The sequence below is a fragment of the Novosphingobium resinovorum genome, assembly GCF_036352595.1.
Lineage (GTDB): Bacteria > Pseudomonadota > Alphaproteobacteria > Sphingomonadales > Sphingomonadaceae > Novosphingobium > Novosphingobium resinovorum_B.
Genome location: NZ_JAZFAX010000004.1, coordinates 124,417 through 149,094, shown reverse-complemented (window position 1 = coordinate 149,094; position 24,678 = coordinate 124,417). Strand labels below are relative to the sequence as shown.

Sequence of the window (24,678 nt, the reverse complement as noted above, 5' to 3'; positions counted from 1 at the left end):
AATGGTCCGCATGACACGTATCGCCGTATGCGCACCGTCCACCCCGATCACCCCCGAGGATGCCGAGGCCGTCCGCGCGCTCGCCTCCGCGCAATTCCCCGGCGCCGAACTGGTGATCCACGACCAGTGCTTCGCGGTGGAGGGCCACTTCGCCGGATCGGACGCGGCGCGCCTCGACGCGCTGCTGGAATGTGCCAACGACCCCGCATTCGACGCGGTGTGGTTCGCGCGCGGCGGCTACGGCGCCTGCCGGATCGCCGAGGATGCGCTGGCGAAAATGAACCATGCGGCGGGGCAGAAGACCTACCTCGGCTATTCCGACGCGGGCTATCTGCTGGGCGGCCTCTATCGCGAGCGGATCGGCAGGCCGGTCCACGGGCCGATGCTGGCCGATGTGCGCCGCAGCGGTGGCGCCGAGGCGGTCCGGTGTGCGCTGGGCTTCCTTGCGGGGAAGGGGGCGGACCTCGAACCCTCGCTGGCGGACGAGCGCCACCCCGTCGTCGCCTTCAACCTGACGACGCTGGCGATGCTGGGCGGCACGCGGCTGATGCCGGGGCTGGCCAATCACGTGGTCATGGTGGAGGACGTGTCCGAATACCTCTACGCCATCGACCGCCTGTTCTTCCACGCCACCGCGCACCTTGGCGGCATCGCGGGCCTGCGGCTCGGCCGGGTCAGCGACGTGCCCGAGAACGATCGCCCGTTCGGCGCCGATGCGCAGGAAATCGCCCGCCACTGGTGCCGCCGCCACTCCATCGCATTCCTGGGCGAAGCGGATATCGGCCACGATGCCGCCAATAAGCTAGTTCCCTTCGGCTGACGGGCGGGCCACTCTCCCGCGCAAACAGAACGGGAGAGAGTATACCATGGCCGCCTTGCCGATCCGCCAGATCGCCTATTTCGTGCCCGACGTGCGCGCCGCCGCCCGCGCGCATTCGATCGCCTTCGGGTCCGGGCCCTATTATGTCGCCGACAACATCCCGCTCACCCGCGCCGTCCATCGCGGGGTGGAGCGCCAGCTCGACCATTCCAGCGCCTATGGCCAGTGGGGCGAGGTGATGATCGAGTTCTGCCAGCAGAACAACCCGGGGCCGTCCGCCTTTCATGACCTCTATCCCGAAGGATCGGGGCGCGAAGGGCTGCATCATGTGGCGCTGTTCGTCGACGATCTGGACGAGGCGGCGGCGATGTTCGCCGATCAGGGGCACGGCCTTGCGCTCGACGCCGCGATGACCGACGGGTTCCGCTACGTCTTCGTGGATACCGTGGCCACTTACGGTCACATGCTCGAACTCTACGAACCGCGCGAGAGCCTGACCGGCTTCTACGACTTCGTGCGGCGCAAGGCGGGCGACTTCACCCGGGGGGTGACGGTGGACATCGCTTTCGGGTGACAGGGCGGCCGGTTTCGACTTCCGGGCTTGCCCTGAGCGCCCAAGCGCAATAATCCGCCGCGCCACAATCCATAGAACGCGGTGCGTGGCCCCCGGCCTGCCGCAGCAGCAGGAGCGACGCCAAGATGCGTGCATTCGTTTTCCCCGGACAGGGCAGCCAGAAGGTCGGCATGGGCGCAGAGCTGGCCGCCGCCAGCGCGATCGCGCGCGAGGTGTTCCAGGAGGTCGACGACGCGCTCGGCCAGAACCTGTTCCGCATCATGAGCGAAGGCCCCGAGGATCAGCTCACCCTTACCGAGAACGCCCAGCCCGCGATCATGGCGAACGCCATCGCCGTGCTGCGCGTGCTGGAGAAGGAAGGCGGCATCAGCCTCGCCGACAAGGCGGACTTCGTCGCCGGTCACTCGCTGGGTGAATATACCGCGCTCTGCGCCGCAGGGGCCTTCAGCCTTGCCGACACCGCGCGCCTGCTGAAGCTGCGCGGCCAGTCGATGCAGGCCGCCGTGCCGGTGGGCGTGGGCGCCATGGCCGCGCTGCTGGGCGCCGATATCGAGAAGGCCACCGCGCTCGCCGAAGCGGCGGCCGAGGGTCAGGTCTGCACCGTCGCCAACGACAACGACCCCACGCAGGTCGTGATCTCGGGCCACAAGGAAGCGATCGAGCGCGCCATCGCGCTGGTCAAGGACCACGGCATCAAGCGCGGCATCGCGCTGCCGGTCTCGGCCCCGTTCCACTGCCCGCTGATGCAGCCTGCCGCCGACGCCATGGCCGAGGCGCTTGCGGCGACCCCTCCGGGTGCGCTGCGCGTCGCCCTGTTCGCCAACGTGACGGCTTCGGTGGTGACCGACCCGGCCGAAGTCCAGCGCCTGCTGGTCGAGCAGGTCACCGGCCGCGTCCGCTGGCGCGAGAGCGCGATCGCGATGCACGCGGCGGGCGTGGAGCGCTTCGTCGAGATCGGCGGCAAGGTCGTCGGCCCGATGATCAAGCGCTCGGCAGGCGAGGTGGACGTCGTTGCCGCGATCTCGATGGCCGAGATCGAGGAACTGGCCAAGAGCCTCTGATTTTCCGCATGGCCTCGGGCTTGACCCGGGGCCATGCGCCGTCTGATTAAGCATCGCCGGGATGGCGATCTAGGAGTTTTGCCATGTTCAACCTCAACGGAATGACTGCCCTGGTGACCGGCGCAAGCGGCGGGATCGGTTCGGCCGTGGCCCGCGCGCTGGCGGCGCAAGGTGCGCGCCTTGCGATCTCGGGCTCGAACGCCGACAAGCTGCGCGCCTTCCGCGACGAACTTGACGAGCACACCCCGCAGCACCTGCAGGAAGTCGATCACGTCTCGATCGCCTGTAACCTGGGCGATGCCGAGCAGGTCGAGAAGCTGGTCCCCGCCGCGCTCGAATCGCTGGGCAAGATCGACATCCTCGTCAACAACGCCGGCATCACGCGCGACAACCTCGCGATGCGCATGAAGGACGAGGAGTGGGATCAGGTGATCCGCATCAACCTCGAATCGACCTTCCGCCTGATGCGCGCGGCCACCAAGCCGATGATGAAGGCGCGCTTCGGTCGGATCATCAACGTGACTTCGGTGGTGGGCACTACCGGCAACCCCGGCCAGATGAACTACTGCGCGGCCAAGGGCGGCATCACCGCGATGTCCAAGAGCCTCGCGCAGGAACTCGCCAGCCGCGGCGTGACGGTGAACTGCATCGCTCCCGGCTTCATCCGCACGCCGATGACCGACGTGCTGCCCGACGCGCAGAAGGACGCGCTCAACGCCCGCATCCCGATCGGCCGCATGGGCGAGGGCGACGAGATCGCTGCCGCCGCCGTCTACCTTGCCAGCAAGGAGGCGGGCTACGTCACCGGCCAGACGCTGCACGTCAACGGCGGCATGGTGATGGTGTGATTTGATGCAGGGGGAGTGATTCTCCCCCTGCACGCCGCGCTCCGTCACCCTGAACTTGTTTCAGGGTCCATCGGGCAGTTGTGCCGGAACGTCGGACACCATGCGTCCCTCACGGCTTGCGCCTCACTACACCGGGCTATCGGCGCAATGGACCCTGAAACAAGTTCAGGGTGACGGGGGTGAAAATCAGACGAGGTTCCGCCGCCTGGTACCGCAAACCCCCGATTTATCCCCAGATTCGCGGTTTTCCGCCCAGTTCCAGCTTGCCGCGTTCCTGACTCCCGTTAGAGATAGTCGTCCGAATTTGAGGGATATCCTTATCCCGTGCCCGACCAAGGGGGACTTGAGGCTGTCATGAAGGCCACTATCGAACGTTCCACGCTGCTGCGCTGCCTTTCCCACGTGCAGTCGGTCGTCGAGCGCCGCAATACCATTCCGATCTTGTCCAACGTGCTGATCGAGGCGTCCGCATCCGGTTCGCTCAAGATCATGGCGACCGACCTCGACCTGCAGGTCGTGGAAACGCTCGGCGCCGTGGCGGTGGAGCAGGCTGGTGCCATCACCGTTTCGGCGCACCTGCTGTTCGACATCGCGCGCAAGCTGCCCGAAGGCAGCCAGGTCAGCCTCGATTCGGCGGACAACCGCATGGTCGTGAAGGCCGGTCGCAGCCGCTTCCAGCTGCCGACGCTCCCGCGTGACGATTTCCCGATGATCGCGGAAGGCGAACTGCCGACCAGCTTCGAGGTGCCCGCCGCCACGCTGGCGCAACTGATCGACCGCACCCGTTTCGCGATCTCCACCGAAGAGACGCGCTACTACCTCAACGGCATCTTCCTGCACGTCAGCGACGAGGAACTGAAGGCTGCCGCCACCGACGGTCACCGTCTGGCGCGCTTCACCATCGCCCGTCCGGACGGCTCGGAAGGCATGCCCGACGTGATCGTGCCGCGCAAATGCGTGGGCGAACTGCGCAAGCTGCTGGAAGAAGCGCTGGACACCAACGTCCTCGTCGATCTGTCGCCCAGCAAGATCCGCTTCACGCTGGGCGGCGAGCATGGCGTGGTGCTGACCAGCAAGCTGATCGACGGCACTTTCCCGGACTATACCCGCGTCATCCCGACCGGGAACGACAAACTGCTGAAGGTCGATCCCAAGAGCTTCTTCCAGGGTGTGGACCGCGTGGCGACGATCGCCACCGAGAAGACCCGCGCGGTGAAGATGGCGCTCGACACCGACCGCGTGACGCTGTCCGTCACTTCGCCAGACAACGGCACCGCGGCCGAGGAAGTGCCCGCGCAATATGACTCCGCGAGCTTCGAGATCGGCTTCAACGCCAACTATCTCAAGGACATCCTTGGCCAGATCGACGGCGATACGGTGGAACTCCATCTGGCCGATGCCGCCGCGCCGACCCTGATCCGTCAGGACGAGAAGAGCCCGGCGCTCTACGTGCTGATGCCGATGCGCGTCTGACCGCAAGGCTTCGAGACAAGAAAAAAGGGCCGGAAGCGAAAGCTTCCGGCCCTTTTTTCTTGGGGGTAAAGCGGGGCTTCAGGCTCGCCCGGTCGCCTCGATCATCTTCCCGACTTCGACGAACTTCTCGCGCGGGGCGCCGTCACGGGCGGCGGCGACTTCGGCCTCGTCGATCTTCTGCCAGTCGGTGAACCGGACCACCTGGATGCCGCGCGCCTCCGCCAGGGCATCGAAGCCGGGGCGGCCGGGCTTGCCGGAATCACCGGGAATGTCGGCCGCGATCTTCTCGACGATGGCGAAGCCGTCCGGGCGATTGGTGCCGATCGTGCCGGTCGGCCCCCGCCGCGCCCAACCGACGCAGTAGAGGCCGGGGGCGATGCGCCCTTCGCTATTGGCGAAGCGTCCGCCCTCGTCGTCATAGGGAACTTCGGGAATCGGCGAGGTCTGGTAGCCGATACAGGCGATGACGAGACCGGCGGGAATGCGGTAGGTCTCGCCAGTACCGACAGCCTTGCCGTTCTCCAGCCGGGTGCGCTCCACCTCCACGCCCTCCACCTGGCCATCGCCGAGGATGGCGCGGGGGGCGGCGAAGAAGTCGAACTCGACGGTCACGTCGTCGGCGCGCGGGTTCCGGTTGCCGGCGAAGGCGCGCAGCAGGCCAAGCGACTTGCGCAGCCCGGTGTCGAGCGCGCCGTCCGCGTCCGCCGGCGGAAGGTCGGCGGCATCGACCACCGGATGCGCGCGCTCCAGTTTGGCCAGTTCGCCCAGTTCCTTGGGCGTCATCGCGATCTGGTGCGGGCCGCGCCTGCCGAGGATGACGATGCGCCGCACTTTCGATTCGTGCAGCGTGGCGAGCGCGTGGGCGACGATGTCGGAGCCGGCCAGTTCGTCCTCTGACTTGGCCAGGATGCGGGCGACGTCGAGAGCGACGTTGCCGTTGCCGACGATGACGGCGGTGTCGTGGCCGACGGGCGGGTGGAGGCCGGCGAACTGCGGATGGCCGTTGTACCAGCCGACGAAGGCGGCCGAGCCGAAGACGCCCGGCAGATCCTCGCCGGGCAGGCCCAGCTTGCGGTCCGAAGGCGCGCCGGTGGCGAGGACGACGGCGTCGTAGAGTTCCCGGAGTTCCGCCACCGACAGGTCGCGGCCGAGCATCACGTTGCCGACGAAGCGCACGTTGCGGGTCAGCGCGGTGTTTTCGTAGCGCCGCGCGACGGCCTTGATCGACTGGTGGTCCGGCGCGACGCCGGTGCGGATCAGGCCGAAGGGAACCGGCAGGGTGTCGAAGATATCGACGTGGACCTCGTCGCCCCACTGCTTGAGGGCCGCTTCGGCGGTGTAGTACCCCGCCGGACCCGATCCGACGATGGCGATGTGCCGCATGGCTATGTCTCCCGTCATCTGGCCAGCTTCGGCGCCGGTCGATGCGATGAAGCAAGCACGACGACGAAGCGGTATCAAGGGAAATGCTTCGGCTTTCGGATTGTTGCGGGCATGGGACGGTTCGCGCATCGCTCCGGGGCGATTCAGGGTGGGTGCGCTTAACCCTTTCGCAATGGCGACGGGGGCATGATCCCGGCCATGGCGAAACTGGGTCTGCGTGGAGAACGACAGGCGGCGCGCATCGGCGCCGAGGGCGGGCCTGTGCCCGAAGCGAACGGCCTCGATGGCCGGGACGCGGGTGAAGGCGAGCACGCGGCAGTTGCCGAGCCATCCGCCTTCGCGGGCTTCTCGCGGCTGAGGGCGGGTTCCGACGCGAGCGACGTGCTTCACTATTTCACTTGCCGCCGCTGGATGGTTATGGGGCCGGCATTGCTGCTCTGCGTTCTGCTGATGGGCGCAATCTCGGGCTCCATCCCCGACAGGGCATCCGCACTGTTCCTGGGACTGGGCATGGCGCTGTGCCTGGCGGCTCCGCTCCATGCGCGCGTCGAGCGGCGGATCGTGCACGACGGCTGGCAGCGCTATCCGCTGATGATCGCCGCGATCATGCTGCCGATGGGACTGTTCGGCTATGGCGCGGCGTGCTGGACGAACATTCCCGGCGGCCTCGGCTGGGATGTGACCGCCGATATCTTCGTGATCGCCGTGCTGATGGCGACGGTGTTGCTGGAAGGCCGCCTGACGTCGATCATGGGGGCGACGATCGGGCTGTGGGGCGGGGGATCGCTCGACGGTGGCACGGTGGCCTCGTTCACGTTGCTGCTCGCCGGTGCCATCATCGGCCTGTGGATGGCGATCCGCCAGGCGCGCAGTGCCTGCTCGCAGTCGCTCCGCTACGCCGAGCGCGAACGCGAGCAACGCCGCGCCGAGCAACTGCTGCACGAATACGAGCAGACCGGGCAGGGCTGGTTCTGGGAAACCGACCGCCAGGGCCGGATCACTTACGTCACGCAGTCGATCGCCGCGCTGCTGGGGCGCAGCGCCGCCGACCTCGAGGGCAAGCCCTTCACCGGCCTCTTCATGCTCTCGGCCGCCGGGCAGGAGGGCGAGCGCACGCTGGTGTTCCACCTCAACACCCGCTCCTCTTTCCAGGACCTCGGCGTGCGGGCCGCGACCGAGGAGAAGGACGAGCGCTGGTGGTCGATCTCGGGGCGTCCGGTGCTCGACCAGTTCAACAACTTCATGGGCTTCCGCGGCTCGGGCACCGATCTGACCGAGAAGCGCCGCTCGCAGGCGCATGTCACGCAACTGGCGCGCTTCGATTCGCTGACGAAGCTGGCGAACCGCTTCCAGATGTCGGAGTGGCTGGAGAAGATCCTTACCAGCCCCCGCATCGAGACGCGCGCCTGCGCGGTGTTCCTGCTCGATCTCGACCGCTTCAAGCAGGTCAACGACACCATGGGCCATCCGGCCGGCGACGCCCTGCTCAAGCAGGTGGCCGAGCGGTTGGGCAGCACGGTGGGCGATCGCGGCCGCGTGGGCCGCCTTGGCGGCGACGAGTTCCAGGTCATCCTCCACGGCGCCCAGAACCGCGAGGGCCTTGCCCATCTGGCGCGGCGCATCATCGAGAACCTGTCGCAGCCCTACACCATCGAGGGCGCGCGGGTGGTGATCGGTGCCTCGGTCGGCATCGCGCTTTGCCCGGACGACGGGATGACTTCCGACGCGCTGATCCGCAACGCCGACCTCGCGCTCTATGCGGCCAAGGGCGGCGGACGCGGGCGCCATCACTTCTACGACGAGGATCTCCACTCTGACGCCAAGGAGCGGCAGCAGCTGGAGCAGGATCTGCGCGATGCGATCGCTGGCGGCGCGCTGGAGCTGCACTATCAGCCGCAGGTCCGCACCACGACCGAGACGATCACCGGGTTCGAGGCGCTGCTGCGCTGGAAGCACCCCGTCCACGGCTATATCTCGCCGGCCAAGTTCGTGCCGGTGGCCGAGGAGACCGGCCTCGTCGCGCAGATCGGCGAATGGGCGCTGCGCACCGCCTGCGCCGACCTTGCCCGCTGGCCCGAGGACGTGCGCGTGGCGGTCAACGTCTCACCGCTGCAGTTCTCCAACCCGGCGCTGCCCGCGATCGTGACCAGTGCCATCGCCGGAGCGGGAATCTCGCCCGGCCGGCTGGAGCTGGAAATCACCGAGAGTGTGTTCCTGAGCGACGACAAGGCGACCGAGGCGATGTTCTCGGCGCTGAAGAACCTTGGCGTACGGCTTGCGCTCGACGATTTCGGGACCGGCTATTCCTCGCTCGGCTATCTCAAGAAGGCGCCGTTCGACAAGATCAAGATCGACCAGAGCTTCGTGCGCGGCGCCACCATCCAGGGCAGCCGCAACGGCGCGATCATCTCCTCGATCGTCAATCTCGCCGAGGCGCTGGGGATGGAGACCACCGCCGAGGGGGTCGAGACGATGGACGAGCTGGATCTCGTGCGCATGCTGGGCTGCAGTCATGTGCAGGGCTTCATCTACGAGCGGCCGCTCAATGCGCAGGCCGTCGCCGCGCAGCTGGCCGGGGGACTCGTGGCGGTCGCCAAGGGGCCGCGCTCCGCCCGACCGCCGCGCCAGACGATGCTGCGCAAGGTCGTGCTGGAGCACGGATCGCACAGCTACGACGGGACGATCCGCAACGTTTCGCAGAAGGGGGCGATGATCGAAGGGCTGTGGAACGTGCCGGTGGGCACGACCTTCGGCGTTCACTTGTCCGAAGGCTACGTGGTGATGGCGACTTCGCGCTGGTGCAAGGAGGACCGCATGGGCCTCGAATTCGCGCAGCCGCTCGACCTCGATGGCACCGGCGCCCTGCTTTTCGCGCCCGCGCGGCCGGTGCGCGAGAGGGTGGAGGCGCCGTTGCTGCGCCACACCGCCTGACGTTCGCGCCATTTTTCGCATTTTCCCACGTCGGGGGTGATTTCACACTTGGCGAAAATGCTCTAACGGCGCTGCCATGACCGAACTCTCGCAGATCCGTAACTTCAGCATCATTGCCCACATCGACCATGGCAAGTCGACTCTCGCCGATCGTCTGATCCAGACCACCGGCGGTCTCACCGAGCGCGAGATGAGCGCGCAGGTGCTCGACAACATGGACATCGAGAAGGAACGCGGCATCACCATCAAGGCGCAGACCGTGCGCCTGAACTATACCGCCTCCGACGGGATCACCTATGAGCTGAACCTCATGGACACCCCGGGCCACGTCGACTTCGCCTACGAAGTCAGCCGCAGCCTGGCCGCCTGCGAGGGCGCGCTGCTGGTGGTGGACGCGGCGCAGGGCGTGGAAGCGCAGACGCTGGCCAACGTCTACCAGTCGATCGAGCACGACCACGAGATCGTGCCCGTCATCAACAAGATCGACCTGCCCGCCGCCGAGCCCGAGAAGGTCCGCGCCGAGATCGAGGAAGTGATCGGCATCGACGCGTCCGAAGCGGTCATGGCCAGCGCCAAGTCGGGCATCGGCATCGCCGAAGTACTCGAAGCCGTCGTGAAGAAGATCCCGCCGCCCAAGGGCGAGCGCGACAAGCCACTAAAGGCGATGCTGGTCGACTCGTGGTACGATCCGTACCTCGGCGTCGTCATTCTGGTGCGCGTCATCGACGGCGTCATCAAGAAGGGCCTGCCCGTCAAGTTCATGCAGGGCGGCACCGATCACCTCGTCGACCGCGTCGGCTGCTTCACGCCCAAGCGCATCGACCTGCCTGAACTCGGCCCCGGCGAGATCGGCTTCATCACCGCGCAGATCAAGGAAGTCGAGCAGGCCAAGGTCGGCGATACCATCACCACGGTGAAGGGCGGCGCCACGCAGGCGCTTCCGGGCTACAAGGAAGTGCAGCCGGTGGTGTTCTGCGGCCTGTTCCCGGTCGACGCCAACGACTTCGAGAAGCTGCGCGAATCGATCGGCAAGCTGCGCCTCAACGACGCCTCGTTCTCTTTCGAGATGGAATCGAGCGCGGCGCTGGGCTTCGGCTTCCGCTGCGGTTTCCTGGGCCTGCTGCACCTGGAGATCATCCAGGAGCGCCTCAGCCGCGAATACGACCTCGACCTCATCACCACGGCGCCCTCAGTGGTCTATCGCCTGACGATGACCGACGGTTCGGTGAAGGAACTGCACAACCCGTCCGACATGCCCGATCCCGTGAAGATCGACTTCATGGAGGAGCCGTGGATCAAGGCGGTGATCTACACGCCCGACGAATACCTCGGCTCGATCCTCAAGCTGTGCCAGGATCGCCGCGGCATCCAGAAGGATCTCACGTATGTCGGCGGCCGCGCTCAGGTGACGTACGACCTGCCGCTCAACGAAGTCGTGTTCGACTTCTATGACCGCCTCAAGTCGATCAGCCGCGGCTACGCCAGTTTCGACTACGAGCAGACCGGGCTTCAGGAGGGCGACCTCGTGATGATGAACATCCTCGTCAACAACGAGCCGGTCGATGCGCTGTCGATGATCGTCCACCGCAGCCAGGCCGAGCCGCGCGGGCGCGCGCTGGTCGAGCGGCTGAAGGAACTGATCCCCCGCCACATGTTCAAGGTGCCGATCCAGGCCGCCATCGGCGCCAAGGTCATCGCGCGCGAGACGATCAGCGCCATGCGCAAGGACGTCACCGCCAAGTGCTATGGCGGCGATATCAGCCGCAAGAAGAAGCTCCTCGACAAGCAGAAGGAAGGCAAGAAGCGCATGCGCGAATATGGCAACGTCCAGATTCCGCAGGAAGCCTTCATCGCCGCCCTGCGCATGGGCGAGGAATAAGCCACCGTTCTCCCAGGCCCACCATGGCGGACCGCCGTTGCCTCCAGATCGGTGGCCGGCGGGCAGCGGAGCCGCGTCCGAGCGTTGAAAAGATCCGGATCGGCGGTATTTGATGGTAAATTTATTGCTAAGAATACTTATGGTTGCGTGCCTCGCAGATCGTTGATTACATTTGAAACAGAGGCGAGGTGGGTCTCTGGCGAAATATGGCGGACAGCAATCTTACAGGGCAGGCATCACCTCGCGCGGGCGGCGCGGGCCTTTTGCACGTCTTCCCCGGGCTGACGCCCAAGCAGCATGAAGTGCTGCGGTTCGTATCGGAAAACCGCACGAGCAAGGAGATCGCCTGGGAACTCGGCATATCCGAAAGCGCGGTGAACCAGCGGATCGAAGGCGTGCGTATCCGGACCGGCTCGCCGCCGCGCGCGGAACTGGCGCGGGCTTACCGGCAGTACCTGACCGATCAGGATGCAGCCTGTAATCCGATACCAGATAAGATTCCTCAGGTTCCCGGCGGTCTGCCCGATGCGCCACTCGGGGTTCAGGACGATCGGGCCGCAAGCCTCGCTCTCTCGGATGCCATGACCTACACCGTCACGGCGCCCTGGCAGCGTGAAGCTTTCGAACGGGTCGTCCCGGAGGTGCTCGATGGAGCGAATGCCGGGCTCAGCCGGACTGCTGCCATGGTCGCCATCGCCGGGGGTATGTTGTTAGTGGCGATGGTGGGTCTTGGCGTCATTCGCGCGCTGGCCGATCTGATTTGAGAGCGGCTTTGTTCCAGCCTCCCCGAACCTTCACGTGTGGCACGTCGGTCGAGCCGGCGGCTTGCCAGGGGGACTTCTACGATGTCGATGACCATTTCCGCTGCTACCGCCCGTATCGCCCGCCAGCTTCCCGAGGCGGAACTCTCGCTCGATTCCGCGCTGCTCGCTTCGGCGCGCCTGATGGAATCGATGCTGCTCGCCCGTCAGGCGGACGGGGTGCAGGTCTTCACCGGCCAGACCGCACTGATGCGTCTTGCCAAGGCCCAGCGCACGCTGCTGGAAAGCCAGAACGACATGATCCGCGTCCATCAGGAACTGCGCGGCGTCGGCCTGGAAGTGAAGGCGATCACCGACGACAAGGACTCGTGCCCGCCCAGCGGCATGCTCGATGCCGAACCGCTGCGCCGCAGCGCCTGATCCCTGGACTGACCCGGCCGGGGCGGGGAAGGCATGCCCATGCCTGACCAGTCCTGGCTGGCGTTCGCGTGGTCGAACAAGGATTCTGCGCAGTACGCGATCTATGCCCTGCTTTTCCTCTTCTGCCTGGTCCGCAGGCTGCCGGTGCCCGAATGCATCCTTTCGGGCCTGCTGTGCGCCATGGGGACGGCCGACAGGCTGCATCACTTCGTGGTGGGCGGCTCGATCATCTGGCACAACACGAACATCGGTCACTTGTTCATCGACACGCTGGCGATGGCCTGTGCCTTCGTCGTCGCGCTCCATGCGAATCGGGTCTACCCGCTATGGATAGCGGCAGCGCAGATCATCGCGATGTTCGGGCACATCTACCGGCTGGCGCTGGAGGAGATCAACGCCTTCGCCTACGCCGTGATGTCGATCACGCCTTCGTACATCCAGTTCGCGGCGATGCTGGCGGGTATCGCGTCTCACATGTCGCGGCGCAGGAGGCTGGGCAGCTATCCGTCCTGGCGCCGCTCCTCGTCCCTTACGCCGGCGATGCCGCCGAAGCTGTCGCCAGAAGCCTGATCCGTCGTTTCGGATCGCTGCGCACGATCTATTCCGCCTCGATCGAGGCCCTGCGCGAAGGGTTGGTCGAAGCCGGGCACTATCGCGCCGATATCGGTGGAAGCCGGGATATCGCTCCCGAGATCGCCGAGGCGATCATCGCCGCTCGGCGGCTGGCCGAGGCGGCCTCGCGTGAAGCCCTGCTGGGGGTACCGATACAGACCGAGGCATCGGCATTCCGCCAGTACCTCGTCAACCGGCTGGGCAGCCGCCGGGAGGAATGCGTGCTGGTGTTCTTCTTCAACGGCGAAGGGGTCTATATCGCCGAGGATCTCTATGCCGGGGGCCGACGGTCGGAGTGCCTGATCCCGCTGCGGCGTACCGTTCGCCGGGCATTCGACCTGGACGCCCGGCGGATCGTGCTGGCGCACAACCATCCTTCCGGGACCGCGAACCCCAGCAGCGACGACATCGCCGCGACCGCCCGGTTCCGGCAGGTCGTCGAGCCGCTTGAGATACGGCTCGACGATCACTGCATCGTCGCCGGCAATCACGTTGCCAGCCTGAAGGCGATGGGCTGTCTCTAGTTCTTCAGGCGCAGGCTGACGAACAGGGTGCGCCCGGCTTCCGGATAGCCGTCGACGGTGGTGTAGTTGCGGTCGAACAGGTTGCGCCCGCCGACGCCCAGCGTCACCTGGTCGGTCACTTCGTAGTCCATGCGCAGGTTGGCCAGCGCATAGTTGCCGATCTTGTAGTAGCGCGTGCCGGCGGTGTTGACGGTCCAGCGCTTCGAGGCGACGTCGAGGCTGGGCAGCACGCGCAGCGACGGCAGCGGCGACCACTCGGCCCAGACGAAGCCGCTATGCTCCGGCACGCCGGTGATGTGGAACGCGGCGATCGCGGACAGCGTCGGGTCGTCGAAGCTGCGGTGCACCCAGGCGTAGTTCGCACCGGCGCGTAGGGTCGGGGCGATCTGCGCGGTCAGCGACAGTTCGGCGCCATAGTAGTCGCCCTTGCCGACGTTGCGGCTCTGCGCCGTGGCGGTGTCGGTGCAGACACCCGCGCTGGTGCAGGAGGTGTAGACGAACGGGAACGAGACGATCGCATCGTCGACCTTCGCGTACCAGCCCGCCGCCTCGACGCGCAGGGCGCCGAACTGCCGCGCGCCGCCAAGCTCGACCTGGGTGGCGCGCTCGGCCTTGAGGTCGGGGTTGGAGACGGCGCCGCCGAAGCGGCTGCTGAAGCGCTCGGCGATGGTCGGGAAACGCGCGCGCGACGAGAGCGAGAGATGCACGTCGGTCGCCTCGTCCGGCGTCCACAGCAATTGCGCCTGGCCGTTCAGGGCATCGCCGTTGCGCTTGTCGTAATAGACGAAGGCACCGCTGGCGTAGTCCTCGGCGCGGCTGAGGTCACGCCAGTCGTAGCTGGCGCCGACCACCAGTTCGAGCTGCGGGGTGAACTTGAAGCCGTTCTCGATCGCGGCGCTGTAGGTCGCCTCCTCGGAGGTCTGCCAAGGTTCCCAGATGCCGCCGGGGAAGCTTTGCTGGATCTCGCGGTGGCGGTCGTTGCGATAGTGGAACGCCACGCTGAGCCGCTCCGCCTCGCTGGGGTTGAGGTCCAGCTGCGCGGAGCCGCCGTAGGCACGATCGTCGTAGGCGCTGTTGAACGAGGAGCCCTTGGTCTGGGTGTTCAGCGTCTTGTCGTCGAAGCTGTCGAGGCTGTTCTTGAAGGTGTTGTAGTACACCCGCGTCTTGAGCGTCGCGATCTCGCCCAGCTGTGTGGTCGAGAGGAAGTAGATGTTCTGCAGGTTCCAGTACGGCCAGGTCCAGTAGCGCAGGCCGCTGGTGTCCGAGACGTGGGTGGGCGCCAGCTTCTCGCCCTCCTGGCGGGTGTAGCTGATCGCGTATTCGTCCGTCGCGTTGGGGGTGAAGCCGATCTTGGCGTTCACGCGCCAGTCCTCGCTGCGCGACAGGTCGCGCTCGCCGCCGTCCTCGTTCGTGGTGGCCTTGAACTTGTTGGACAGGTCCCAGTGATCGGTGAAATTGCGGGCGTAGCTGGCCTGTGCATACCAGGTGTCGTGCTTGGTGCCGAGCGAGGCGAAGCCGGTGTAGCCGGCATAGTCGGCGTCGTTGTCGAGGTTCACGCTGAAGCGCGCCTCGGCGTCGAATTCCTTCTGCGGCTTGCGGGTGACGAGGTTGATCGCGCCGCCCATCGCGCCCGGCCCGTTGAGCACCGAGACATAGCCCTTGGCGACCTGGATCTCGGCGACGTCGGGGGTCAGGAAGCGACCGTAGTCGAGGCGGCCGTCGGCGGGCAGGTAGACGCGGATGCCGTCGATCGAGAGCGGCACCTGATAGCGGTCGAAACCGCGCACGTAGATCAGCCGCTCGTTGCGCGAATTGCCCGAAAGGCCAGAGGTGACGCCGGGGATCAGCTTGACCGCCTCGTCCAGCGTATCGCGCGAGAAGTCGTAGATCGCCTCGGCATTGACGCTGGAGGAGGTGATGTCGCTTTCTTCGGTGCGCGGCGCCGTCACCACGATCTGGCCGAGCCCGAAGGTGTTGCCGCCGCTTGCAGCGGTATCGGCGGCGCCGTCCGCGCTAGCCGCATACGCAGGCAGGCCGGCACAGGCCAGCGACACGGCGAGCGCCGTGGTCGTCACGTACTTCATGATAAACCCCCTTGAACCATTCTGGGATTCGCGCTTGGAGCGAATCTGTATCTCGCCGTACATAATTCGTGCGCAGGGTACAGTAAGATATTCACGGGGATATAGATGGGGCATCACGCGATGGGCATGACACGAAGCTTGGCGATGGTGCTTTGCGCGGCGGTTCTTGCCGGGCCTGTCGTTGCGGCTGAACCGGAAGGGCGAGGCGCGATGGGGCCGAACCCGGCAGCCTGCACCACTCCGTCCGCCATTCCCACCGACCTTGCCGGGTGGAGCGCGGCGCACCGCGCGATCAAGGCCGCCGCGAAATCGTCCGCAGTGGGCAAGGCGCTGCTCGTGCAGGGGGTGGCGGCCGACGTCGCGCTGGTGCCGACGCCCAAGGTGGCCTACGTGGCCGAGCCCGGCAAGCCCGGCGGCTCGGTCAGTTACGGCGGGCTTCTCGCGTTCGACGTCGCCGAGGCCGGGCGTTACCGGGTCGCGCAGAGCGGCCGCTCGTGGGTGGACGTGATCGTCGATGGCAAGCCTTCGCCTTCGGTGGCGCACGGGCATGGTCCGGATTGCTCCGGGATCGCCAAGATGGTCGATTACGATCTTCCCGCCGGGCGCCACCTGCTGCAGGTCGCGGCGAACGGGGAAGCGGCGCTGACGGTGATGGTCTCGGCCGTCAGATGATCCGCGCCGGGCGGCTGGCGCTGCTGCTCTCGGGCCTGCTGCTGGCCGCCGGGGCCGGCGCGGCGCGTGATGCGAAGGGCAGTGCGGAGGCACAAGTCGCGCTGGGGCGGCGGTTGTTCCATGACGGGGACTTGTCGATCAACGGCACGCTGTCCTGCGCCACCTGCCACGATCCGCGCCACAGTTTCGCCGACGGCGTGCGGGCTCATCCCGGGGCGCATGGCGAGGCGGGGCTGCGCAATGTGCCCTCGCTGGTCAACGTGGGCAGTCTGTCGCCGCTGACCTGGGGCAATGCCGGCCTTACCACGCTGGAACTGCAGGCCATGGTGCCGATCACCGGGGAGGATCCGGTGGAGATGGGGATGAAGGGGCAGGAGGCGGAACTGGCGCGCCGGCTTTCCGCAAACCATTGCTATCGCAAGCTTTTCCGCGCCTCTTTTCCAGCGACGCGCGGACGGATCGACTTCGCTTCGGTCGCGGCGGCGCTGGCGGCGTTCCAGCGCACGATCGTCAGCCATGATACCGCGTGGGACCGCGCCGCCGCCGGAGGTCCGCCGCTGGCCGGGGCGGCGGCGCGCGGGGAGGCGTTGTTCCGGGGCAAGGCCGGCTGCGCCGGGTGCCATGCCGGGCGCGAGTTCACCGATCTGGCGTTCCACCGCCTGCCGGGCGAGCCGGAAACGCCGGAAAACGGGGACTTCGGCCTCGCCCGCGTGACCGGCCGGAGCGAGGATCGCGGGCGCTTTCGCACCCCTTCGCTGCGCAACGTGGCGCTGACCGCGCCGTACCTGCACGATGGCAGCGCGGATACCATAGCGGCGGTTCTGGCCCGCCACGGGGCGGCGCTTTCGCCGGCCGAGGCGGGCGATATCGAGGCGTTTCTGGGTGACCTCAACGACACTCAGGTGACACATAACGCTGCCTACGCGCGACCCGGACGTTCCTGCGAGGTGTCCTGAGAGACCGTTTGAGAATGCGCCTTTCGGCGCATTGCGGCACCGGCCCGCTCCCCCACCCGGCCACCCATAGAATACTGCCGTTGGGTGGCCGGGTGGGGGAGCGGGCTGGTGCCGCCTTGGAAATCGCTCTTCCGCGATTTCTCAAACGGTCTCTGAGCGCTCAGCCGACGACGCAGCGGTTCCGCCCCTCGCGCTTGGCCTGGTAGAGCGGTCCGTCGGCGCGGGCGATCCATTCCTCGGCCACGGTGATGTTCTCGTCGAGCATGGCGATGCCGAAGCTGGCGGTCACCGCGATCGTGCGGGTGGGTGCGACGACGATCGGGCGCGTCGCGATCGCGGTGCGGAAGCGCTCGGCGGCGGCCATGGCATCGGGCACGGCGGTTTCGGGCAGCAGCATCGCGAATTCCTCGCCGCCGAGCCGTCCCAGCACGTCGGCGGAACGACCGGCGGCGCTCAGCGTCGCGGAGAGTTCGCGCAGCACCGCGTCACCGGCGGGATGGCCCCAGGTGTCGTTCACCGACTTGAAGTGATCCACGTCGATCAGCACCAGCGAGGCCTTGCGGCCGTAGCGATGGCAGCGGGCGATCTCCTGGTTCGCCTTTTCCAGGAAGCCGCGCCGGGTGAGCGCGCCGGTGAGCTGGTCGCGCTCGGCGATGCGGCGCAGTTCCATCTCGTTGACGACGATGCGCGCGAAGTTGCGCAGGATGTCGAGTTCGCCCTCGGTGAACTCGCGCGTCTTGGTATCGACCGCGCAGAGCGCGCCGACGTTGTAGCCGTCCGAGGTCACCAGCGGAATCCCGGCGTAGGCGCGGACATGGGGATCCTGGGTGACCGCCGGATAGTCGGCGACGCGCGGGTCGAGCGTGGCGTCGGGGATCAGCAGGGGCGCGTGCTGCTGGATGGCATAGGCGCAGAACGATTCGCTGCGCGGCGTTTCCGTGGCGTCGAGCCCCTCGATCGCCTTGAACCACTGGCGGTCCTTGTCCACCAGCGTGACGGCGGAGATGGGAACGTGCAGCACCGTGCGCACGAGGTTCACGACGTTGTCGAACGCCTCTTCGCGCGGGGTGTCGAGGATCGCCAGTCGCTGGAGAGCGGCGAGGCGGGCAGGTTCGTCGGCCAGAACGGTCTGGGCATGCATCCGTCGAGTACTCATGCGGCGCGCCGGTAGCCTCGGCGCCGGATCAGGGTGTCAGCTATGCTCGCATAAATACGCAGGGGGTAGTTAACGAAGTCGGAACGGCAACCGATTGCCGTGTGCTGCATTGCCCAAGCATCATTTGACAACGGGCACGGGGACACGGAAGTGTCGTCTTGTGCGCATATGGCTCCGTGCCGTCGAATCTTTGGAGATGCCTTCCTTGACCCAGATCGTCACTGTCCCGACCACGCCCTTCGAGGGGCAGGCGCCCGGTACTTCGGGGCTGCGCAAGAAGGTCAGGGTGTTCCAGCAGCCGGGCTATGCCGAGAACTTCATCCAGTCGGTGTTCGACGTGGTGGAGCGGCCGGCGGGGGCGGTGCTGGTGATCGGCGGCGACGGGCGGTTCCACAACCGCACGGTGATCCAGCAGGCGATCCGCATGGCCGCCGCCAACGGCTATGCGCGCGTGCTGGTGGGGCAGGGCGGCATCCTTTCCACCCCGGCCGCCAGCCACGTCATCCGCAAGTACGGGGCGAGCGGCGGGCTGGTGCTCTCGGCCAGCCACAACCCCGGCGGGCCGGACGAGGACTTCGGCATCAAGTACAACATCGCCAACGGCGGCCCCGCGCCCGAGGGCGTGACCGGCGCCATGCTGGAGCGCACGAAGGTCATCGACCGCTGGCTTACGGTGGAGGCCCCCGACGTCGATCTCGACACCATCGGCGAAGTGCAGGTCGCCGGGATGGCGGTGCAGGTGATCGATCCGGTCGCCGACTATGCTGACCTGATGGAGGAGCTGTTCGACTTCGACGCGATCCGCAAGGTCGTCGCCTCGGGCTTCACCATGCGCATGGATTCGATGAGCGCGGTGACCGGGCCTTATGCCCGCGAAATCCTCGAAGGACGGCTCGGCTTCGCGCCCGGCACGGTGGTCAACGCGGTGCCGCTGGAGGATTTCGGTGGCCATCACCCCGACCCGAACCTGATCCATGCCAAGGAACTTTACGACCTGATGATGTCCGAGGACGCGCCCGATATCGGGGCGGCTTCGGACGGGGACGGCGACCGCAACCTCATCATCGGGCGCGGGCGCTTCATCACGCCTTCGGATTCGCTGGCGATGCTGGCCGCCAACATCGAGATCGCGCCGGCCTATCGCGGGCGGCTGGCGGGCATCGCCCGCTCCATGCCGACCAGCGCCGCTGCGGACCGCGTGGCCGAGGGACTGGGCGTGCCGGTGTTCGAGACGCCGACCGGCTGGAAGTTCTTCGGCAACCTGCTGGACGCGGGCAAGGTCACCATCTGCGGCGAGGAGAGCGCCGGCACCGGCTCCGACCATGTGCGCGAGAAGGACGGGCTGTGGGCGGTGCTGCTCTGGCTCAACATCCTGGCGGTGCGCGGCATCAGCGTGGACGATCTCGCGCGCGAGCACTGGGCGCGCTACGGGCGCAACTACTATGCCCGGCACGATTACGAAGGCATCGCCAGCGAGGGTGCCAATGCGCTGATGGACGGCCTTCAGGCGCGGCTTGCCACGCTGCCGGGCACGGCCTTCGGACCGCTGACGGTGGGCACCGCGGACAGCTTTTCCTATACCGATCCGGTGGACGGTTCGGTCAGCGCCAACCAGGGCATTCGCGTGCTGTTCGAGGACGGCAGCCGCATCGTCTTGCGCCTTTCGGGCACCGGCACGCAAGGGGCGACCTTGCGCGTCTACCTCGAACGCTACGAGCCGCGTTTCGGCGACCTGGATGCGGATACGGGGGCGATGCTGGAGCACCAGATCGCCGCTGCGGAGGCGATCGCTGGGATCGCCGTGCATACCGGTCGCACGGCGCCGGACGTGATCACCTGATACGTGCGGCAGGGGCTTCGGCAGGCTCAGCGGTGACCCTTCGACAAGCTCAGGGTGAGCGGAGGTGGTGTAACAACCTTCAATTCCGCTCAGGGTTAGCGGAGGTGGTGTAACACCCGCTAATTCCGCTCATTGCGAGCGGAGGTAGTGTAACACCCTCCAATCCCGCTCAGGCTGAGCTTGTCGAAGCCCCCGCCGCACACGCTACCTGTGCGTGAGCATATACGCTCTAGCGATGATTGGGATGTCCCGCCGACAGGAATGGCTTAATTAAGCCATTTCGGAAACCCGCTCCACCATCAGTGTATACATTTAGCTTGCCCGTCCCTCGCTCCCGCCGCATCCCTCCGGCAGGAGAGGAACGCGCATGAGCAAGCACATCCACCTTGTCAGTTTCCTGATAAATTCGCCGATCAACCACACGGTGCTGAGCTGGGCGCAGCCCGGCGACAACCGGCTCGACGCGCTCGGCGACATCGCCCTGTGGCAGGATCTGGCGCGCACGCTCGAGCGCGGGCGGTTCGACGGCCTGTTCTTCGCCGATACCCCGGGCGTCTTCGACCGCTACCGCGACAGCCATGAGGACGCGGTCCGCTATGGCGTGTGCTGGCCCTGCATGGACCCGGTGGTGCTGCTTTCCGCCCTGGCGGCGGCGACGACGCACCTCGGCCTTGCGGCGACGATGTCGACCAGTTCCTACCAGCCCTGGACCATCGTGCGCCAACTGGGGACGATCGACTACCTTTCGGGCGGGCGGGTCGGCTGGAACATCGTCACCGGCCATTTGCGCGGGGAGCATCGCGCGCTGGGGCTCCAGCAGCTCGACCACGACCGCCGTTACGACCGGGCCGACGAGTACATGGAAGTCTGCCGCAAGCTGTGGAATTCGGTGCAGCCGGGCGCGATCGTGGCCGACCGGGCCGCCGGGATCTACGCCGATCCCGACAAGGTGGAATTCATCGACCACCGGGGCGAGTTCTTCTCGTGCCAGACCGTCTCGCCGGTGCCGCCTTCGCCGCAGGGGCATCCGGTGCTGTTCCAGGCCGGCAGTTCCGGGCGCGGGCAGCAGTTCGCGGTGAGCCATGCCGACGTGGTGTTCTCGATCCAGCCCAACGTCGCGGGGATGAAGCGGTTCTCGGCGAACCTGGCCGAGGCGGCGCAGGCGGCGGGAAAGCGGACCCCCGGCATCAGCTTCGGCATCCAGCCCATCGTCGGCGGCACCGAGGAAGAGGCCAGGCGCAAGCTGGCCGACCTCGTCGAGGCGCTGCCGATCGACGCTTGCCTCGCGCGGCTGTCGGGGACGATGGGGGTGGACTTCGCGGGGATGGACCTCGACCAGCCGCTGGCGGAGATCGAGACGCAGGCCTCGCAGGGGCTGATGAAGGCCTTCGCCAACATCGCGGGCGACAAGCCGCTGACCTTGCGCGAGGTCGCGGTGCGCTGGGGGCTTGCGGTGGGCAAGCCGCAGATCGTCGGCACGCCAGAGCAGGTGGCGGACGAGATGGAGCGCATCTGGCGCGAGACCGGCTGCTACGGCTACAACGTGACGCCCACGGTGATGGCCAGTTCGGTCACCGACTTCGTCGATCAGGTGGTGCCGATCCTGCAGAGGAACGGCGTCTATCGCACCGAGTACGAAGGCACGACCTTCCGCGAGAATCTCGGCCTGTGATCGGGAAGCGGTGATGGGCGACATCCGGGGCAAAGCGCACAACATCGCGCAAGTGCGGGCGCTGGCGAAGCGCCGCCTGCCGCGCGCGATCTGGGAATTCATCGAGCGCGGGACCGAGGACGACCTGCTGATCGCCCGCAACGTCGCGGCGCTGCAGGCGGTCCGGCTGCTCCCGCGCACCTTGCGCGACGTCGGCGTGCGCTCGGCCGAAATCGAGCTGTTCGGCCGCCGCCAGCCGCTGCCGCTGGTGATCGCGCCGACGGGGGTATCCGATCTGCTCTGGCATCGCGGCGAGCGGGCGATCGCGCGCGCGGCGGCCTCGGCGGGGATTCCCTTCACCCAGACCACCAGTTCGACGACGAGCTTCGCCGACATCGCGCGCTGCGCCACGTCCGGGCACTGGATGCAGATGTACCTGTGGGAACGGCGCGAGCTGTCGTGGCAGGTGGTCGAGGCGGCGCGGGCGAACGGGGCCGAGGTGCTGGTGCTCACCGTCGATACCCCGCTATGGCCGCTGCGCGAGTTCAACCGGCGGGCGGGCATGTCCAACCCGGTGCGGCCCAATGCGACGCTGGTGTCCGATTTCCTGAAGCGGCCCGCGTGGTTCGCCTCGGTGATCGGGCGCTATTACCTCGAAGGCGGATTGCCGCAGTTCGCCAACTATCCGCCGGAAGTGGGGAGCAAGCTGACCGGCACCGTCAGCCGCGTCGCCAATTCCGCCTCGGTCAACTGGCGCGACGTCGCCGAACTGCGCCGCCGCTGGCCGGGCAAGCTGGTGATCAAGGGCGTGCTGAGCGCCGAAGACGCGCGCATCGCGCTCGATCACGGGGTGGACGGCATCGCGGTGTCCAACCACGGCGGGCGCAATTTCGACAGCTCTCCGCCCGCGATCGACGTGCTGGCGGGGATCGTCGATGCCGTGGGGAACCGTACCACGGTGCTGTTCGACAGCGGCGTGCGGCGCGGCGCGGACGTGCTCAAGGCACTGGCGATCGGCGCGAAGGCGGTGCTGGTCGGCCGCGCGACGCTCTACGGCTGCGCCGCCGGGGGCGAGGCGGGCGCGCGCCATGCGATCGACCTGCTGGCGAACGAGATCGACGTCGCCATGGCCATGCTCGGCGTGAGGCGGCTGGACGAACTGGACCGCAGCTACCTGGTGCCGGGGACGTTCCGGGGCTGACGTCGCCCATCCTGCAACAAGTTCGGGGTCACGTTGGTTGGAAGGGGATGCACGGTCACCCGGTTCGGCCCATATGGGATGATCCGGAAGGCCTGAAACGATCGGGCGCGACGTTCAGGAGTACGAATGGCACGAATGCAGCGATGGCACGCGGCGCTGCTGGGGCTTGGCGTCCTGGCGGGGGCCGGTTTCGGCCTGCATCGCGCCAATCGGCTGCCCCGCCGCAAGGCGCGCCGCACGCCCGCGCCCTCGGTGGCGGGAGAGACGACGCTCTCGCGCGTGGCAAGGGAGCGATCGGCGCACCATCCGGGGCTGTCCGGGCTGCATCTCCTTGCCGACGGCGTCGATGCCTTCGCCGCGCGCTACCTGCTGGCCCGCGCGGCGGAGCGCACGCTCGACCTGCAGTACTACATCTGGCACGGCGACCGCACCGGCACGCTGCTGCTGGAGGCCGTCCACGAGGCGGCGCAGCGCGGGGTGCGGGTGCGGCTGCTGCTGGACGACAACGGCATCGCCGGGCTCGACCGCATCCTGGCGGCGCTGAACGACCATCCGAACATCGAGGTGCGGATCTTCAACCCGTTCCGCATCCGCTATCCCAAGGCGATCGGCTTCCTCGTCGATTTCGGGCGGCTCAACCGGCGGATGCACAACAAGAGCTTCACCGTGGACGGCGCGGTCAGCATCGTCGGCGGGCGCAACGTGGGCGACGAATACTTCGGTGCCGGCGACGGCGCGCTGTTCGCCGACCTCGACGTCATGGCGATGGGCCCCGTCGCGCGCGAGGTCGAGGCCGACTTCGAACGCTACTGGACCAGCGAATCCGCTTATCCCGCCCGCCAGATCCTGCCGATCCTGGGCCGGGCGCAGCGTCGCAAGCTGACCTCGCGCGCCTCGGTGGTGGAGCGCGACCTTTCGGCGCGGCGCTATGTCGAGCGCCTCGCCAGCCTGCCGATCGTGCACGAGGCGGCACAAGGCACGCTCGCTCTCGAATGGGCTGCGGTGCGTATGATAAGCGACGATCCCGCCAAGGTCGTGCGCGAGCTGGACTACGCCGACCTGCTGGCGGGCAAGCTCGACGATGCGATCGGCCGGCCGACCCGCGAACTGGCGATCGTCTCGGGCTATTTCGTGCCGGGCGAGCAGGGCACGCGGCAACTGAGCGACTACGCGCGGGACGGGGTCAGGGTGTCGGTGCTGACCAACGGCTATTCGGCGACCGACGTGGCGCTGGTCCATGCCGGCTATGCACCCTGGCGCAAGCCCTTGCTGAGCGCGGGCGTACGCTTGTTCGAGACCGCCGCCGCCGTGCGCGACACGCCCTCGAAGAAGGAGCGGCGCAAGGGCAGCCGGCTGGGCATCGGCAGCAATCTGCGGCCGACCGGCAGCGGCTCGTTCGCGGCGCTGCGCTCGGGCGCCTCGACGATCCATGCCAAGACGATCACCGCCGATCGCGAGCGGCTGTTCGTCGGCTCGTTCAACTTCGATCCGCGTTCGATGCGGCTCAATACCGAGATGGGCTTCGTGATCGACAGCCCGGTGCTGGCCGCACAGGTCGCCGATGCCTTCGAGACGCTGATCCCCGGTGCGGCCTACGAAGTGACGCTCGATCCGCGCGGGCGCCTGCACTGGACCTGCGAGGGGCGCTCCTCGACCCGCGAGCCGGGGCTGGGGCTGTTCGACAGCCTGCTGGTCGGGATCGGCGAGCGCCTGCCGATCGGCTGGCTGCTGTAGCCGGGATGCCGCTTCGTTCTTTCTTCCCGCCACTCTGAAATTCAGGGTGGCAAATTGTGGCATGGCGGGATCGAGGCTCGACAAGGTAGGGTGAACAG

At 67.2% G+C, this 24,678-nt stretch carries 20 protein-coding genes; 17 read left to right on the top strand and 3 right to left on the bottom strand.

The annotated features are described in order from the left end of the window. The first annotated feature begins 10 nt into the window (after positions 1 to 10). From V2S85_RS06060 to dnaN, 5 genes are all read left to right on the top strand, one after another. Positions 11 to 820 carry an LD-carboxypeptidase gene (locus tag V2S85_RS06060; protein WP_330701969.1) on the top strand — a complete coding sequence of 270 codons (810 nt, stop codon included), beginning with the start codon at positions 11 to 13 and terminating at the stop codon, positions 818 to 820. 46 nt (positions 821 to 866) lie between these two features. Then, positions 867 to 1,394 carry a VOC family protein gene (locus V2S85_RS06055; RefSeq protein WP_330701968.1) on the top strand — a complete coding sequence of 176 codons (528 nt, stop codon included), beginning with the start codon at positions 867 to 869 and terminating at the stop codon, positions 1,392 to 1,394. Between the two features lie 125 nt (positions 1,395 to 1,519). Next, positions 1,520 to 2,455 (top strand): ACP S-malonyltransferase, encoded by a 936-nt coding sequence (gene fabD, locus V2S85_RS06050; protein WP_330701967.1) that lies wholly within the window; start codon positions 1,520 to 1,522, stop codon positions 2,453 to 2,455. Positions 2,456 to 2,538: 83 nt separating this feature from the next. Then, on the top strand, positions 2,539 to 3,303 hold the full coding sequence (gene fabG / locus V2S85_RS06045; RefSeq protein WP_330701966.1) for a 3-oxoacyl-[acyl-carrier-protein] reductase: 765 nt from the start codon (positions 2,539 to 2,541) through the stop codon (positions 3,301 to 3,303). A 354-nt stretch (positions 3,304 to 3,657) separates the two neighbouring features. Further along, positions 3,658 to 4,776, top strand: coding sequence for a DNA polymerase III subunit beta (gene dnaN, locus V2S85_RS06040; RefSeq protein ID WP_330701965.1), 1,119 nt, complete (start codon positions 3,658 to 3,660; stop codon positions 4,774 to 4,776). A 78-nt stretch (positions 4,777 to 4,854) separates the two neighbouring features. Here dnaN and V2S85_RS06035 read toward each other — a convergent pair whose 3' ends face one another. Continuing rightward, positions 4,855 to 6,159, bottom strand: coding sequence for an FAD-dependent oxidoreductase (locus tag V2S85_RS06035; protein WP_330701964.1), 1,305 nt, complete (start codon positions 6,157 to 6,159; stop codon positions 4,855 to 4,857). Positions 6,160 to 6,357: 198 nt separating this feature from the next. Between V2S85_RS06035 and V2S85_RS06030 the strand changes: the two genes are divergently transcribed. The 6 genes from V2S85_RS06030 (at position 6,358) to V2S85_RS06005 (ending at position 13,286) form a co-directional block, all read left to right on the top strand. After that, complete coding sequence (locus V2S85_RS06030) at positions 6,358 to 9,090, top strand: EAL domain-containing protein (protein ID WP_330701963.1); 2,733 nt, start codon at positions 6,358 to 6,360, stop codon at positions 9,088 to 9,090. 76 nt (positions 9,091 to 9,166) lie between these two features. Next, entirely contained in the window at positions 9,167 to 10,969 is a 1,803-nt protein-coding gene (gene lepA / locus V2S85_RS06025) for a translation elongation factor 4 (protein WP_330701962.1), read from the top strand. Positions 10,970 to 11,175: 206 nt separating this feature from the next. Next, the gene (locus V2S85_RS06020; RefSeq protein WP_330701961.1) at positions 11,176 to 11,733 is read left to right on the top strand and encodes a helix-turn-helix transcriptional regulator; all 558 of its coding nucleotides are present in this window, start codon (positions 11,176 to 11,178) and stop codon (positions 11,731 to 11,733) included. A gap of 81 nt (positions 11,734 to 11,814) precedes the next feature. Further along, positions 11,815 to 12,150, top strand: a complete 336-nt coding sequence (locus V2S85_RS06015; RefSeq protein WP_330701960.1) for a hypothetical protein — start codon at positions 11,815 to 11,817, stop codon at positions 12,148 to 12,150. A gap of 39 nt (positions 12,151 to 12,189) precedes the next feature. Beyond that, positions 12,190 to 12,720, top strand: coding sequence for a hypothetical protein (locus V2S85_RS06010; RefSeq protein ID WP_330701959.1), 531 nt, complete (start codon positions 12,190 to 12,192; stop codon positions 12,718 to 12,720). 62 nt (positions 12,721 to 12,782) lie between these two features. Beyond that, positions 12,783 to 13,286 carry a JAB domain-containing protein gene (locus V2S85_RS06005; protein WP_330701958.1) on the top strand — a complete coding sequence of 168 codons (504 nt, stop codon included), beginning with the start codon at positions 12,783 to 12,785 and terminating at the stop codon, positions 13,284 to 13,286. Here the strand turns inward: V2S85_RS06005 and V2S85_RS06000 are convergent. Then, positions 13,283 to 15,370, bottom strand: a complete 2,088-nt coding sequence (locus V2S85_RS06000; protein WP_330701957.1) for a TonB-dependent receptor — start codon at positions 15,368 to 15,370, stop codon at positions 13,283 to 13,285. The genes V2S85_RS06005 and V2S85_RS06000 overlap by 4 nt on opposite strands. A gap of 126 nt (positions 15,371 to 15,496) precedes the next feature. Between V2S85_RS06000 and V2S85_RS05995 the strand changes: the two genes are divergently transcribed. Both V2S85_RS05995 and V2S85_RS05990 read left to right on the top strand, forming a co-directional pair. After that, the gene (locus tag V2S85_RS05995; protein WP_330701956.1) at positions 15,497 to 16,042 is read left to right on the top strand and encodes a hypothetical protein; all 546 of its coding nucleotides are present in this window, start codon (positions 15,497 to 15,499) and stop codon (positions 16,040 to 16,042) included. Further along, positions 16,039 to 16,998, top strand: coding sequence for a cytochrome-c peroxidase (locus V2S85_RS05990; RefSeq protein WP_330701955.1), 960 nt, complete (start codon positions 16,039 to 16,041; stop codon positions 16,996 to 16,998). The genes V2S85_RS05995 and V2S85_RS05990 overlap by 4 nt, the downstream gene beginning before the upstream one ends. A 160-nt stretch (positions 16,999 to 17,158) precedes the next feature. On the opposite strand, the gene V2S85_RS05985 is transcribed toward V2S85_RS05990, so the two are convergent. Beyond that, positions 17,159 to 18,139: a sensor domain-containing diguanylate cyclase gene (locus V2S85_RS05985; RefSeq protein ID WP_330702058.1), complete on the bottom strand. Its 981-nt coding sequence runs from the start codon at positions 18,137 to 18,139 to the stop codon at positions 17,159 to 17,161. Positions 18,140 to 18,359: 220 nt separating this feature from the next. On the opposite strand from V2S85_RS05985, the gene V2S85_RS05980 reads away from it, so the two are divergent. The 4 genes from V2S85_RS05980 to V2S85_RS05965 all read left to right on the top strand — a co-directional run bounded on the left by V2S85_RS05980 (position 18,360) and on the right by V2S85_RS05965 (position 24,580). Continuing rightward, entirely contained in the window at positions 18,360 to 19,994 is a 1,635-nt protein-coding gene (locus V2S85_RS05980) for an alpha-D-glucose phosphate-specific phosphoglucomutase (protein ID WP_330701954.1), read from the top strand. A 367-nt stretch (positions 19,995 to 20,361) separates the two neighbouring features. Then, positions 20,362 to 21,666, top strand: a complete 1,305-nt coding sequence (locus V2S85_RS05975; protein ID WP_330701953.1) for an NtaA/DmoA family FMN-dependent monooxygenase — start codon at positions 20,362 to 20,364, stop codon at positions 21,664 to 21,666. A gap of 13 nt (positions 21,667 to 21,679) precedes the next feature. After that, positions 21,680 to 22,846: an alpha-hydroxy acid oxidase gene (locus V2S85_RS05970; protein WP_330701952.1), complete on the top strand. Its 1,167-nt coding sequence runs from the start codon at positions 21,680 to 21,682 to the stop codon at positions 22,844 to 22,846. 126 nt (positions 22,847 to 22,972) lie between these two features. Continuing rightward, the gene (locus V2S85_RS05965; protein WP_330701951.1) at positions 22,973 to 24,580 is read left to right on the top strand and encodes a phospholipase D family protein; all 1,608 of its coding nucleotides are present in this window, start codon (positions 22,973 to 22,975) and stop codon (positions 24,578 to 24,580) included. The last annotated feature ends 98 nt before the right edge of the window (positions 24,581 to 24,678 follow it).